Raw genomic sequence first — 15187 nt, forward strand, 5'->3', positions numbered from 1 at the left:
CCATATGTATTATACTATTTTTTATCCCTTTGAAAAACAGGGAACACATCGTGTTCCCTAAAAAGATTTGTTCATGACCAGCTTACTTTTTCATTTGGTTCATTACTTCTTCAGCAAAGTTTTCTTCGCGTTTTTCTAATCCTTCACCAACTTCATAACGAACAAATTCACGTACAGTTGCACCTTTTGATTCAACAAACTTACGTACTTTTTGGTCTGGATCTTTAACAAACGCTTGGTCTAATAAACAAATTTCTTCAAAATATTTACTTAAACGGCCTTCAACCATTTTAACAACAATATTTTCTGGCTTTCCTTCGTTTAGAGCTTGTTGTTTTAATACTTCGCGTTCATGCTCTACTTCTTCAGGTGAAACTTGGTCACGTGATACATATTTAGGATTCAATGCAGCAACATGCATAGAAACATCCTTTGCTGCACTTTCATCTGTAGTACCTTCTAAAACAGATAGTACAGAGATTCTTCCGCCCATGTGAAGATATGCACCAAACGCATCGTTATCTGTTTTTGTTTTTACTTCAAAGCGGCGAAGAGTCATTTTTTCACCGATTTTTGCAATTGCAGCGCTGATGTGATCTTGAACTGTAGAACCGTTATCCATAGTAGATGCTAAAGCTTCTTCAACATTTGCTGGATTTTTACTTAATAAATGTTGGCCTAATTCGTTAACAAGGGTTTGGAACGCTTCGTTTTTAGCAACAAAGTCCGTTTCAGCATTAACTTCCAAAATTACTGCGTTATTGCCATCCACTACTACAGATGTTAATCCTTCTGCTGCAACACGGTCCGCTTTTTTAGAAGCAGAAGCCATTCCTTTTTCACGTAAAAAGTCAATTGCTTTTTCCATATCTCCGTCAGTTTGTTGGAGCGCCTTTTTACAATCCATCATACCTGCACCCGTTTTTTCACGTAACTCTTTTACCATTTGTGCTGTAATTGCTGCCATAATTAATTATTCCTCCTTAGGTTATGTATCTTATTTTCCGAGTAAAATGTACTTCCTATTCTTTAAAAAAAGGTGATAAAGGGAGACTCCCTCTTATCACCTTTCCCTACTCGGTTTGAATATTCTTCAATTAATATATAAAACAGAAAAGCATTTTGCAAGGTGTGCGAAGGAATTTACGCGTTTGTTTCAACTACTTCAGTTTCTTCACCTTGTTTAGCTTCTAGAATAGCATCTGCCATTTTACCTGTTAATAATTTTACTGCACGAATAGCATCGTCGTTTGCAGGAATCACTACATCGATTTCGTCTGGATCACAGTTTGTATCAACCATACCAACAATCGGAATGTTTAATTTATGTGCTTCTGCTACTGCGATACGCTCTTTACGAGGGTCAATGATAAATAAAGCATCCGGTAACTGCTTCATGTCTTTAATTCCGCCCAAGAATTTTTCAAGGCGTTCTTGTTCTTTCTTTAATTGAGACACTTCTTTTTTAGGAAGAACATCAAATGTGCCATCTTCATCCATTCTTTCGATATCTTTTAAACGTGCAATACGTTTTTGAATGGTTTCAAAGTTTGTTAATGTTCCACCTAACCAACGGTGGTTCACATAGTACATACCAGAACGGATTGCCTCTTCTTTAACGGAATCTTGAGCTTGCTTCTTTGTTCCAACGAAAAGAACCGTTCCACCATTAGCAGCAAGATCTTTCACCCATTTGTATGCTTCTTCAACCTTTTTTACTGTTTTTTGAAGGTCGATGATGTAGATACCGTTACGCTCCGTAAAAATGTACTTTTTCATTTTTGGGTTCCAACGGCGTGTTTGGTGTCCAAAATGTACACCAGCTTCTAATAATTGTTTCATTGAAATAACTGACATTAACTTTTCCTCCTAATTGGTTTGAATTCCTCCGCTCGTTTCATCTCTAACATGAAACTGTCGAAACAGCACCCTTCATGTCGATCAACAAGCGTGTGTTTTTAACACCGTTTTAAAATATAACATATGTAAGCCTGACATTCAAGTTATTCACGAATATTTCCTTGAAATTTAAGAAGTAGCTCGATTTCAGTCTTCCCTTTATTTAACTTTTTGGCAATATCTTCGATTGAATATCCTTCGTTTTTTAACTGTTTAATTTGTTCCCCAATCGAATAAGTGTAACCCTGCTCAAACTTCGCTGTATTTTTATCCATTATTCCGCTTGATTTATTTAAATTTGATGTTATTTTTTCATTTTGCTTTTGATAGGCGATCATTGCTTGATTGCTAAGTGCTTTACCAAGATTGAGTCGATCATTCTCCTGAAAATCAAGTGAGTCTATTTCAACATCATTTTGTTCAGAAGGTTTCTCGCTTACTTTGGTATCAGCATCATTGTTAAGGGATGAATGATTTTGACTTTCTTTATTAAGCTGGTTCACCTGGCTAATAAAACGATCATTTTCCTCTTTCATTTGTAGTAAATAAGCCGAGATTATGTCTTCCATCTCAACAATTGGATTTTTGAGGTTTTCCTCCATTTTAATTAATTTATTTTGACGCAAAAATAAAATGGCAATAATGATAAAAGCCAACAAATTTAACGTTAGGCTGACAGTTACTAAAAACCCAATCATAAAACCCCTCTATTCACATATAAAAGAAATGTCCATTCACTCCCATTTGATTTTCATTCATATCGTTTAAGGCCGTTTCGATGGCAATCGTGTAATCACTAACTTTGGATAATTCAAGAAATCCATAACTTAAACTGGCTCCAAGCATGTCAATACTAGTTGCGGGTAGGGGTGGATATAAGTTAAGCCCAGTAAAATCTGATAAGGTGGAAAGATATGAGCCTGCCAAAATATTGCCTAATTCTTGTAAAGCCGATAAGGCCATTTCTTCATATGGAGGCTGTTCAAATGAACAAGTATCATCTCCAATCAAATGTCGAATATAAGTATTGGCTTGTTCGATAGAAAGTATAAAAAATAGATTGCTAGGAGAATCCCCTTCAATTCGTAAGAACACACTTGCAACTACATTGTCGGCCCCTCCTGTCACCTCTATCATCTCATTGAAGGTCATAACCCGGACATTGGGTACTCTCATCTCCATTCTTTTATTTAAAATAAGAGAGAGTGATGTAGCTGCATTTCCTGATCCAATATTCCCAACTTCTTTTAATATATCTAATTTTTCTTTTGAAATCTTCTCAATAAATTTCATGTTTACACTTCCGAACCTTCCAATTTTACTATATCCAGGTCCAGAACTTTCACTAGATCAAGTAAAATTAATAAACGGCCGCTCACTTTCACAACACCCTTTACAAACTCATCTGCTTCTACACCAACCATTTCAGGTGAAGGCTCAATATCATTCTCATTAATATCAATCACATCATTAGCCCCATCGACAACTAAACCTACTTCAACATTGTCAGTAGCTACAATAATTACACGAGTTGTGTCCGAATACAGAGCTTCCTCAAGCCCAAACCTTTTCCGTAAATCAATAATTGGAGTAACAACACCACGAAGGTTAATAACTCCTTTCACAAAAGATACGGTTCCCGGTACTCTAGTTATACGCTGGACCTTTTCTACCCCACGAACTAAACGAACCGAGATTCCGTACTCTTTGCCACTTAATTGAAAAACAATAAGCTTCATATCAGCAGCACTTTCAGGCATCAACTACACCTCTTTTTAAGGTTTTAATTCATCACATCTTGTTTCACTTATTTTAATAGTTCGTTGCAATCAACAATTAAGGCAACCTGGCCATCTCCTAAAATAGTTGCGCCTGAAACGGCAAATATATTTGTTAAGTAGTTTCCAAATGACTTTAAAACAACCTCTTGCAGACCAATAAATGAGTCAACAACTAGCCCTGCCATTTTCTCTCCTTTACGTACGATTACGATGGAAATAGACTCATTGTCTTCTTTATAGACAGGTACTTCAAATAAATCTCTAAGGAATAATAATGGAACGATTTTTCCTCGAAAATCGATCACCTTTTGATTGTGCGTATGTAAGATATCTTCCTGCCTGATGATCGCTGTTTCAATAATCGAAGATAGCGGAATTGCGTATTTTTCTTGTTGTATTTCAACAAGCATAACGGAAATAATCGATAATGTTAGAGGTAATTGGATGGAAAAACGTGAACCGCTTCCTTCAATAGAATCTACTGAAACATTTCCACCCAGCGTCTCAATTGTGTTTTTTACAACATCTAATCCAACTCCGCGACCGGAAACACTTGAAATTTGGTCGACTGTTGAGAATCCAGGCACAAAAATTAAATCATATACTTGCTGATCGGTTAAATTTGCGGCCGTTTGTTCACTGACACCCCCATTATTTAATGCTTTTTTTAATACTTTATCTCGATGAATCCCCGCACCATCGTCCTCTATCTCAATGAAGACTTGATTGCCACTATGATAGGCCTTTAATATAACCGTTCCTTCCTCTGGTTTTCCTTCCAACTTTCGAACTTCTGGTGTTTCAATCCCATGGTCTAAAGAATTGCGAATTATATGAACAAGCGGGTCCCCTATTTCATCAATAACCGCCCGATCTAGCTCTGTTTCAGCCCCAATAATTTCTAAATTGACCTTCTTCTGTAAGTCACGGGATAATTGTCTGACCATCCGTGGAAATCGATTAAATACCGTTTCTATTGGAACCATTCTCATATTTAAAATAATATTTTGTAAATCATCTGTTGTTCTTGACATGCGATCAACGGTCTCTTGTAATTCCTGGTTATTTAATTCAGAGGAAATTTGCTCTAATCTGCTTCTATTAATCACCAATTCCTCGAATAAATTTAGTAAAATATCCAGTCTTTCAATATTTACGCGAATCGTTTTATTAGCGGTTTTTCCATTATGTTGCTGCTTATTTGATTCCGTTTCTCGACCCAGTGGGACCTTACTATTTCCGTTTTGATGTTTTGTTAGTTCGGAATTACTTTCTGTAGATTCAGGGATAGACTGATCTGTAGGCATTTCTCTAGAAAAGTTTACAGATTTCACCGTTACACTCTTAACCTCTGAAACTTTTAAAACTTTCTTTTCAATCTCGTCTCCTTCTTCTTTGGAAACAAAAGTAATTGTAAAGAATTGATCAAATTTCTCCTCTTCTAATTCTTCTACAGTTGGCGTTGTTTTTATAATTTCTCCGATTTTCTCTAAAGCTTCAAAAACCATAAAAACCCTGGCTGCTTTTAATAAACAAACTTTGCGTAATGATACCGTAATTTCATACACACGAAAGCCTGGTTCCTGTGATTGTAAAATGACTGTCCGCTCAAATTCATCATAGGTGATCTCTGTGGTATCCGAGATAACAGCTGCTGCAACCTCCTCATGTCCTGCCAAAGCATGAAAGTCTTTCCTCTCTTCGATCCGCTTTAATTTGCTCACAACAACAGAAACATCTCTTTTTCCGTCACCTCCACTTGCTATCGATTGAACCATTTCCTCTAGATCATCTACAGCTGAAAAAACGACATCCAATAGATTAAGTGTAACAGATATGGTATGATGTCTTATTCCATCCAATACATTTTCCATTTGATGAGTCAGTTTTACTATATCATCAAATCCCATTGTCGCAGCCATTCCCTTTAATGTATGAGCTGAACGAAATAGTTCATTTATAGTATTCATATCATCGGGATTTTTCTCTAATACTAATAAATGGTCATTGCAAGACTGTAAATGTTCTTTACTCTCTTCAATGAAAACCTCTAAATATTGACTCATTTCCACTTCGCTACACCTCTTTCAGATAAAGTGAAACTTCCATTAGTGGATATATATTCCACTGATGGAAAGTCTTAGGCCACAGCATGCTGGTCACCAGACGTTGTCGTAGGCGTATTTAGTCTGTGTTCATTATTTCGGGTCTATACTGGCAGTTGATCCCGATTTATGTATGATTAAAAAGTTCCTCAGGATCTTAATTATGGTCTTACTGCCAGTTATGATTGGTTCAAAGATATTTCATCACTGTTTCTGAAATATGCTCAACATCCTTAGTCTCATCAATCAGTCCAGTAGCGTTGGCAGCTTTAGGTATGCCAAAAACAACACTGTTTTCTTTTGATTCCGCAATTGCCTTCACATGAGCACTGCCTTTCAAGGCGATAGGGCCTTTTGTGCCGTCTGAACCCATTCCAGTTATAATAACAGCGATTTTCCCATAATCTTTTAATTGTGCTGCTGACATAAATAATTGATCAACAGAAGGACAATGGATGCAGTCTTTAGAGCCTTGTTCTAAATGAGTCATCACACTTTTCCCAAATGGCCTTAGAGTTAAATGAAATCCCCCGAGAGCAATATAACCTGTACCATCTTGCAAAATTTCACGTCCTCCAGCTTCCTTTACCGTAATCTTAGATACGCCATTTAATCGGTTCGCGAGCGACGATGTAAACCAAGGTGGGATATGCTGAACGATGACAATGGGAATGGGGAGATTTTCTGGAAACTTTGTTAGCACTGTGTGTAAGGCATTGGGTCCTCGTGTCGAAGTACCGATCAATAAAATTTTATGATTCCTACCATTCCAATCTATACAATGAACTATTTTACTTAGTTCTATCTTACTATATTTTGTATGTTGCTCAGTTTTTTTCTTCTAATGTACTATTTTCCCATTGTTCCAAAAGAAGCACTACCTTTCTCTTAGAAGTCGTTTTAGTTTCGTAATAAAGTTATTTTTTGAATGTCAGGCTTGACGTGCTCCTGATGGCAAAGCTTCTCCGTAATTTTATTTAAAACTTTTGATGCAGGGGCTCTATCATTTAACAATACAAATGGGATCTGCCTTTTCACAGCTTGGGGGGACGGTTCGATCTTCGGGCACAATCCCTAAAAAGTGAGAATTTTTGTTCAAGAAATGTTCTAGCACAGTCGAAATTCGTTGATAAGCATCTTCCCCCTTTTTCTCCGATGTAGCTCGATTTACAAGCAAATAAAAAGGGATTCGGTTATTTTTCATCGTAATATACTTCATCGCTGCATAGGCATCCGTAATCGAGGTTGGTTCAGGCGTTGTAATTACAATTACTTCATCAACAGATAAAATAAAACTAAGTGAATCCTCATCAACTCCTGCACCTATATCAAAAATGATATAATCATAATCGGTTAACACGTAAAAAATTCTTTTAAACCCTTTAATAGGATCAATCTTCTCCAGTTAAAATTGAATGGTTTCAGTGAAAATAAAAAACCTTCAATGATTAAAGTCCTGATCATTATGTCATATTTCTTGAATGTCGAAAAATGTTCAATATTATAAAAAAAGTCACCTTATTTAAAAGGTGACTTTTCAATGATTAATTTGTTTTTAATTTGTCTAACTCTAATAAGAACTTATCATTTAACACTTTAATATAAGTGCCTTTCATTCCAAGGGAACGAGATTCAATAACTCCCGCACTTTCTAATTTTCTCAACGCATTTACAATAACTGAACGGGTAATTCCAACACGATCAGCAATTTTTGAAGCAACTAATAAACCTTCTGTTCCATTCAACTCTTCAAAAATATGTTCGATTGCTTCTAACTCACTGTATGATAACGAACTAATTGCCATTTGAACGACTGCCTTGCTTCTTGCCTCTTCCTCAATTTCACCGGACTTCTCATGAAGAATTTCCATTCCAACAACAGTTGCACCATATTCAGCTAGAATTAAATCATCATCGTGGAACTCTTTTTCCATTCTCGATAATATTAATGTTCCTAAACGGTCGCCACCACCAATAATAGGGACAACTGTTGTTAATCCATTTTCAAATAACTCTTTATTCTCAATTGGGAACACCGTATACTTACTGTTTATATCAATATTTGGGGTTGTTTCACTAATAGCAAACAAACTATTCGTATATTCTTCTGGAAATTGACGTTCCTCTAGCATATTTTTCATGCGGTCATTTTCAATTTGTTGTTGAATAGAAAAGCCTAAAAGTTTTCCTCTACGACTTACTACATAAATATTAGCATCAATTACATCTGATAATGTATCTGCCATTTCTTTGAAGTTCACAGACTTTCCTGCTGCCTTTTGAAGCATCGCGTTAATTTTTCTTGATCTTGATAATAAATCCATTTACTATTTCCTCCTATGACTGAAACCAAAAGTATTTCATTTGCTGTATTTGTTTGTTCCCTTTTTTAGCATCTTTAATCCACTTTTTACCAAAGCGAGCTCAGATATGTCGGACCAAAGTTTGTATTGACAAAGTTGAATTAAAGAATAAAACGACTCAAATCTTTATTGCGTGAAATGGCACCTAACTTATCCTCGACATAATGTGGGGTGATCGTAATCTTTTCCATTGTGATCTCCGGTGCTTCAAAGGATAAATCTTCAAGTAATTTCTCTAATATTGTGTGCAGACGCCTTGCACCAATATTATCGGTATTTTGATTTACCTCATATGCGACTTGGGCTATTTTACTAATAGCTTCGTCAGAAAATTCAATTTGTATACCTTCTGTAGCTAATAATGCTACATATTGTTTAATTAATGCGTTATCTGGTTCAATTAAAATTTTGATAAAATCCTCAACTTCTAGTTTTGTTAACTCAACACGAATTGGAAAACGTCCCTGTAATTCCGGAATTAAATCAGATGGTTTTGCCATATGAAAAGCACCTGCAGCAATAAATAAAACATGATCGGTTTTAACTGTCCCATATTTTGTGACAACCGTTGAGCCCTCAACAATCGGGAGGATGTCCCGCTGAACTCCTTCTCTAGATACATCTGCAGAAGATCCACCACTACTTTTACTTGCAATTTTGTCGATTTCATCAATAAAAATAATCCCTGATTGTTCAGCACGATAAATAGCTTCCTGTGTTACTTCATCCATATCAATTAGTTTTTGAGCCTCTTCATGAATCAGGACTTTACGTGCATCACGTACAGATAGTTTCCTTTTCTTTTTACGCTTTGGCATAAGATTTCCTAGGGCATCTTGCATATTAATTCCCATCTGTTCCATACCAGACCCTTGCAATAAATCAAACATAGATGCCTGTTGTTCCTCTACTTCAACAGTCACAATTTCATTCTCAAGCTCGCCGTCAGCTAATTGCTGCTTCACCGTTCTTCTCTTTTCTTGAATACTGTAATCCTCAGATTCAGTATTATTATCGCTTTCTTGAGTTGTGCCGCCACCAAATAACATCTCAAGTGGGTTCTTTATCGTTGTTGATTTCTTATTGGATGGTACTAATAATTCAACTAAACGATCGTTGGCATTTTTCTCCGCGCGATCTTTTACGCTATGCATTTTTTCTTCTTTGACAAGTCTAATTGAAGTCTCTACCAAATCCCTTACCATCGACTCTACGTCACGTCCAACATAACCAACTTCCGTAAATTTGGTCGCCTCAACTTTGATAAATGGAGCATTTACTAATTTTGCAATCCGTCTTGCAATTTCTGTTTTACCAACACCTGTAGGACCGATCATTAAAATGTTTTTGGGACTAATTTCATCACGAATACTTTCATCGAGTAAGCTGCGTCGATAACGGTTTCGAAGGGCAACAGCTACAGCCTTTTTAGCATCTTTTTGGCCAATAATATACTGATCCAGTCTTTCAACAATTTGACGAGGTGTTAAATTTAAACTATTTCCCATTGATTTAAACTCCCTTCTATAACTCTTCGACAATAATATTGTGGTTTGTGTAAACACATATTTCCGCTGCTATTTCAAGGGACGCTCTAGCAATTTCTGTTGCTGAAAGCTGTTCTCCGGAGTATCTTTTTAAAGACCGGCCTGCAGACAACGCATAGTTGCCACCAGAACCAATGGCCAGTATGCCATCGTCAGGTTCAATAACTTCACCAGTTCCGGAAACAAGCAATAAATCGGTTTGATTCATAACAATTAGCATGGCCTCTAGTCGTCGTAGAACCTTATCACTTCTCCACAGTTTGGCTAACTCTACTGCCGCACGTTGTAAATTTCCGTTATACTCTTCAAGTTTACTTTCAAACAGCTCAAAAAGGGTAAAAGCATCAGCAACCGATCCAGCAAATCCAGCTAATACTTTGCCATTAAATAGTCTTCTAACCTTTTTTGCAGTATGCTTCATGACAACCGCATTTCCCATTGTTACTTGACCATCTCCTGCCATCGCACATTGACCCTTATGCTGGATGGCGAAAATCGTAGTTGCATGAAATTCGGACATCTTTCTACCTCCTAGAGTGATTTCAAATTTACGCTTTTATGTATTCCATTCATGTTTACTTCATTTTACGTTCAAACATAAGAATAGATTCAAAAATATTTGTATTACCTAAAAAAGTGTTAAAATACTTATTTTAATAGTTATTCCATATGTAAAATAGATTCATACGCCATAAACTGAATTTTTCCGCTATATAACGTCATTAACACAATTTTGAAACCCCATGTTCATCTCTGAACAATTGTCCCTCTTTTAAATGACCCAATTTTATATTTTGACAAAAATTAACGTTTTAGTAAAGTTTTTTTGTGAAGTTAACAAAACGTTCACATATGGCATGGAATTAAACAGCACGAACGATTTAAGCATAGCATATAAAAATAGTCCGATCAAACTATTCACAAAGTTTTCATAAGGTTCAGAATTATAGTAAATTCCTTTTACTTTTTTACACACACCTTTAACAAAATAATGCAAGATTGGTAATGCGTCAAGTATTTATTAAATAAATTTAGTATTTTTTTATAAAATACCTATTATACATTAATTTTAACTATAATATTTTTCTTCTTAGATTACAAAGAAAAAGAGAGTGAGTATGTAACTCACTCTCTTAACTCTGTGGTTCTTCCTTATAATCACATTGCATACATTGAACTTGGATTCCTTTTTTTAGTTTCTTTTCAATTAATAGAGTTTCACATTTTGGACAAGAACGAGGAATAGGCTTATCCCATGATAAAAAGTCACAAGAAGGATATTGATCACATCCATAGAAGATCCGTCGTTTTTTACTTTTCCTTTCAATCAAATTTCCTTCTTCACATTTCGGACACTTCACGCCAATTTCTTTGACAATGGCTTTTGTATTCCTACAATCCGGGAAATTACTGCACGCCATAAATTTTCCGTATCTTCCCATTTTAAATACCATCGGATTTCCACATTCCACACAATCCTCACCGGCAGGCTCATCTTTTATTTCCACCTCTTGCATTTCCTTCTCCGCTTTGTCAAGACTTTTTTCGAATCCTTGGTAGAAGTCATCGATTAGCTGAACCCAATTCACTTGACCTTCTTCTACATTGTCTAAATCGGCTTCCATCTTTGCTGTAAACTCGACATTCAAAATTTCAGGGAAAAACTCGAGAATTAATTCCATGACGATTCCACCAAGCTCGGTAGGAATGAATCGCTTATTTTCTAGGGCAACATAACCCCTTTTTTGAATGGTATCTAATGTAGGGGCAAACGTTGATGGTCGCCCAATCCCAAGCTCTTCAAGAGTTTTTACTAGTCTTGCCTCTGTATACCTTGGAGGCGGCTGTGTGAAGTGCTGTTTCGGGTCAATTTGCTTTTTAATCACTTCTTCGCCCTCTTTTAAATCTGGAAGTTGGCGATCTTTTTTCTCTTCAACTGGATCATCTGTTCCTTCTACATATACCTTCATAAATCCAGGAAATTTGATTTTGGAACCATTTGCTCTAAAGATAATCGAGCCATTCTTTAAATCAACTGTCATTGTGTCCATAACAGCCGGAGCCATTTGACTTGCGACAAATCTTTCCCAAATTAATTTGTATAGGCGAAGTTGATCCCTTGAGAGAGAATCTTTCAAACTACTTGGTTCTCGTAAAACGCTTGTTGGCCTTATGGCTTCATGGGCATCTTGAGTAGCATTATTTTTCTTTTCCTTACGTTCGCTCTTTTGTAAATAATCGTCTCCGTACGTACTGCGGATATATCCTGCCGCTTCTTCTTTTGCCACATCAGAAATACGGGTTGAGTCTGTTCTCATATAAGTGATGAGTCCAACCGTTCCTTCTTTTCCTAACTCAATCCCCTCATAAAGCTGTTGAGCCAGCATCATCGTTTTCTTTGCACGGAAGTTTAATTTCCTTGCAGCCTCTTGTTGCAGAGATGATGTAGTAAAAGGGAGAGCAGGATTTCTACGGCGCTCTTTTTTAGTAACTGAGTCGACTATAAAGGTTTTACCCTTTAATTTTTCTAATACTTCATCAACCTTTTGTTTTGAGGAAAGTTCAACCTTTTTCTTATCCAATGAAAAGAATGATGCTTCAAAACTTTCCATTCCCTTAAGAAATTCCCCTGTAATTGACCAATATTCTTCCGGAATAAAGTTTTGAATTTCTTTTTCGCGTTCAATAATTAATCGAACTGCCACTGACTGTACTCTTCCAGCGCTAAGGCCTTTTTTAACCTTTTTCCAAAGCAAAGGACTAATATTATATCCGACCAACCGATCCAAAATTCTTCTAGCTTGTTGGGCATCTACTAAGTCCATATTAATTGGTCTTGGATGCTTAAAGGACTCTTTTATTGCATCCTTCGTAATTTCATTGAAGACAACACGGCAATCAGAATTTACATCTACATTTAAACTATTTGCTAAATGCCAAGCGATTGCCTCTCCTTCACGATCAGGGTCGGCAGCGAGATAGATTTTTTTTGCCTTTTTAGCAGCTGTTTTTAAATCTTTTAAAATAGGGCCTTTTCCCCTAATAGTAATGTACTTTGGTTCGAAATGATTTTCTACATCAACACCCATTTGGCTTTTAGGTAAATCTCTTATATGCCCCATAGATGCTTTCACTTTATATTTTTTTCCTAAATACTTCTCAATCGTCTTCGCCTTTGCAGGTGATTCTACGATTACTAGAAACTCTGACATTCTATGTCCTCCTTAAAGAGGGATACTATCCACAATATTTCTTCATTTTACTGTAATCTTAAAATATTCATTATTATTATCCATTACTAACACAACTGTCAAATGCTTAATAGAAAACCGTGCGTGAACGGAAGTTTTTATTACATAGATCGGAAACGGTTTCATCATTTCAATATAATAGAGTTGTATATAAACTTTTTTCTGTTTATGTTGCAAAATGTATAACAGTTTGTAAATTATTTCAACCTTTTTATTCGACATTTAACAAAAAGTTAGTTAATTTGGGTGTATTTCATGCCATCCAAATCAACATTTTCTTTGGTTAGGATGGTTTATAAATAAAGAATTTTTTTCTATTTCATTATTAATTGTTACAAATTTTCGACTTTTACAGGGTATGATAATTCATCGATAATATCTTGAGCGGTTAAAACTAATTTCGCTCCCTGTCCAATCAACTCATTGGTTCCCACTGAATAGGTACTAAATATGGGACCTGGAACAGAAAAAACTTCTCTACCTTCTTGTATGGCATAATTAGCTGTAATCAATGATCCACTGCTTTTTTTCGCCTCTACTACTAATGTCCCATGAGAGATTCCAGCTATAATTCGATTTCGCATCGGAAAATGCCATTTTTGTGGTTTTGTATTTGGTGGATATTCTGAAATCACAAGATGATTTTTCATCATTTCTTGAGCTAAAGGGATATTTTCTTTAGGATATATATGACCAAAGCCCCCTGCAATAACAGCAATGGTTTTACCTTTTAAGTGAATAGCTGCACCATGAGCACAAGCATCAATTCCTAATGCTAATCCGCTTATGATACCATACCCTTGTTGTATTAATGAAGGAAATAGCGAATGAATCACTTTTTTACCATAATTCGTTGCAAGTCTTGAACCTACCACTGCAAGCAAGCGGTCCATCGTTAACAAGCCAATGTCTCCAATACAATAAATAACCCATGGCGGCTTATATGTTTCACGTAATAAAAAAGGATATTCTTCATCAAAAATAGTTATCGCCTTAATATTGAAGTGTTCATAATTTAAAATATCATCTCTTAACTTTTGAGAGTGCAGATCATCAACAACGGCATTAGAGGCTGTTTGTGAAGAAATATAGTCTATTAGGTTATGTTGGTATAGATGTTTTAATTGAGGGTCTTTTTTGAGGATATTGTCAATTAAATTCCAACCTACTCCTCTGCAATGGTGAAGATGGACAAGCCTATTTTTAAATTCATTCATTAAGAGTTCCCCTCCGATAAACAAAATTGGATCAATATCAATGAAGAAACAAATATGTAAGGGAAATAAGCCTCTCCGCTAAGAGAGGCTTTTCACCACAATCAAGGTATTAATGAGTTTTACATTTCTCATATAATCCTTTTTCTTTTAATACAGTAATTAAAGTATCTCCCATTACAGAAGGAGTGTCCGCTACTTTAATCCCACATTCATTCATGACTCGGATCTTTTCATCTGCCGTCCCTTTACCGCCTGAAATAATGGCGCCAGCATGTCCCATTCGTTTTCCTGGAGGAGCTGTACGACCCCCAATAAACCCAACAACTGGTTTGTTCATATTTTCTTTCACCCATAGAGCCGCCTCTTCTTCAGCTGTTCCACCAATTTCACCAATCATAATTACAGCTTCTGTTTCAGGGTCTTCATTAAAAGCTTTTAGTACATCGATAAAGTCTGTGCCGTTAACTGGGTCTCCCCCAATTCCCACTGCGGTGGTTTGGCCAATTCCTGCTTGTGTTAATTGATGTACTGCTTCATATGTTAACGTACCAGAACGTGAAACAACACCAACATGGCCTTTCTTATGAATATAGCCTGGCATAATTCCAATCTTACATTCATCTGCAGAGATGACTCCTGGACAGTTAGGACCGATCAGGCGCGTTTTCTTCCCTTCCATATAACGCTTCACTTTTACCATGTCTAACACTGGAATATGCTCAGTAATGCAAATCGCTAAATCAAGCTCGGCATCTACAGCTTCTATAATCGCATCAGCAGCAAATGCTGCAGGTACATAAATAACTGAAGCGTTGGCACCTGTCGCATCAACAGCTTCCTTAACAGTATTAAAGACAGGTACTCCTTCTACCTCATTGCCGCCTTTACCTGGGGAAGTGCCTCCAACAATTTTTGTGCCATATTCAATCATTTGTTTTGTGTGAAATAGCGCCGTAGAGCCAGTAATTCCTTGTACAATTACTTTTGTATCTTTATTGATAAATACGCTCACAATAATTCTCCT

General features: G+C 36.3%; 14 protein-coding genes. All 14 read right to left on the reverse strand.

The genetic code is table 11. The features are described from left to right. Positions 1 to 82 precede the first annotated feature (82 nt). Positions 83 to 967, reverse strand: coding sequence for a translation elongation factor Ts (gene tsf / locus R4Z10_RS13525; RefSeq protein ID WP_338469826.1), 885 nt, complete (start codon positions 965 to 967; stop codon positions 83 to 85). A gap of 176 nt (positions 968 to 1143) precedes the next feature. Then, positions 1144 to 1857 (reverse strand): 30S ribosomal protein S2, encoded by a 714-nt coding sequence (gene rpsB, locus R4Z10_RS13530; protein WP_338469827.1) that lies wholly within the window; start codon positions 1855 to 1857, stop codon positions 1144 to 1146. 146 nt (positions 1858 to 2003) lie between these two features. Then, positions 2004 to 2597, reverse strand: a complete 594-nt coding sequence (locus R4Z10_RS13535) for a hypothetical protein (RefSeq protein ID WP_338469828.1) — start codon at positions 2595 to 2597, stop codon at positions 2004 to 2006. Between the two features lie 13 nt (positions 2598 to 2610). Next, positions 2611 to 3192: a chemotaxis protein CheC gene (locus tag R4Z10_RS13540; RefSeq protein WP_338469829.1), complete on the reverse strand. Its 582-nt coding sequence runs from the start codon at positions 3190 to 3192 to the stop codon at positions 2611 to 2613. 2 nt (positions 3193 to 3194) lie between these two features. Further along, the gene (locus R4Z10_RS13545) at positions 3195 to 3659 is read right to left on the reverse strand and encodes a chemotaxis protein CheW (RefSeq protein WP_338469830.1); all 465 of its coding nucleotides are present in this window, start codon (positions 3657 to 3659) and stop codon (positions 3195 to 3197) included. 47 nt (positions 3660 to 3706) lie between these two features. Beyond that, positions 3707 to 5752 carry a chemotaxis protein CheA gene (locus tag R4Z10_RS13550; protein WP_338469831.1) on the reverse strand — a complete coding sequence of 682 codons (2046 nt, stop codon included), beginning with the start codon at positions 5750 to 5752 and terminating at the stop codon, positions 3707 to 3709. Between the two features lie 223 nt (positions 5753 to 5975). Further along, entirely contained in the window at positions 5976 to 6530 is a 555-nt protein-coding gene (locus R4Z10_RS13555) for a CheB methylesterase domain-containing protein (RefSeq protein WP_338469832.1), read from the reverse strand. Positions 6531 to 6788: 258 nt separating this feature from the next. Continuing rightward, positions 6789 to 7145 carry a hypothetical protein gene (locus tag R4Z10_RS13560; RefSeq protein ID WP_338469833.1) on the reverse strand — a complete coding sequence of 119 codons (357 nt, stop codon included), beginning with the start codon at positions 7143 to 7145 and terminating at the stop codon, positions 6789 to 6791. Between the two features lie 184 nt (positions 7146 to 7329). Then, the gene (gene codY, locus R4Z10_RS13565; protein WP_338469834.1) at positions 7330 to 8109 is read right to left on the reverse strand and encodes a GTP-sensing pleiotropic transcriptional regulator CodY; all 780 of its coding nucleotides are present in this window, start codon (positions 8107 to 8109) and stop codon (positions 7330 to 7332) included. Between the two features lie 140 nt (positions 8110 to 8249). After that, positions 8250 to 9656, reverse strand: coding sequence for an HslU--HslV peptidase ATPase subunit (hslU, locus tag R4Z10_RS13570; RefSeq protein WP_338469835.1), 1407 nt, complete (start codon positions 9654 to 9656; stop codon positions 8250 to 8252). 16 nt (positions 9657 to 9672) lie between these two features. After that, a complete protein-coding gene (gene hslV / locus R4Z10_RS13575; RefSeq protein WP_338469836.1) occupies positions 9673 to 10215 on the reverse strand; it encodes an ATP-dependent protease subunit HslV in 543 nt (180 codons plus the stop codon). A gap of 613 nt (positions 10216 to 10828) precedes the next feature. Continuing rightward, complete coding sequence (topA, locus tag R4Z10_RS13580; protein ID WP_338469837.1) at positions 10829 to 12907, reverse strand: type I DNA topoisomerase; 2079 nt, start codon at positions 12905 to 12907, stop codon at positions 10829 to 10831. A gap of 371 nt (positions 12908 to 13278) precedes the next feature. Next, on the reverse strand, positions 13279 to 14163 hold the full coding sequence (dprA, locus tag R4Z10_RS13585; RefSeq protein WP_338469838.1) for a DNA-processing protein DprA: 885 nt from the start codon (positions 14161 to 14163) through the stop codon (positions 13279 to 13281). A gap of 109 nt (positions 14164 to 14272) precedes the next feature. After that, positions 14273 to 15175 carry a succinate--CoA ligase subunit alpha gene (sucD, locus tag R4Z10_RS13590; protein ID WP_338469839.1) on the reverse strand — a complete coding sequence of 301 codons (903 nt, stop codon included), beginning with the start codon at positions 15173 to 15175 and terminating at the stop codon, positions 14273 to 14275. Positions 15176 to 15187: the final 12 nt, after the last annotated feature.

Origin of the sequence: Niallia sp. XMNu-256 (genome assembly GCF_036670015.1) — a bacterium.
Classification (GTDB): Bacteria; Bacillota; Bacilli; order Bacillales; family Cytobacillaceae; genus Bacillus_BD.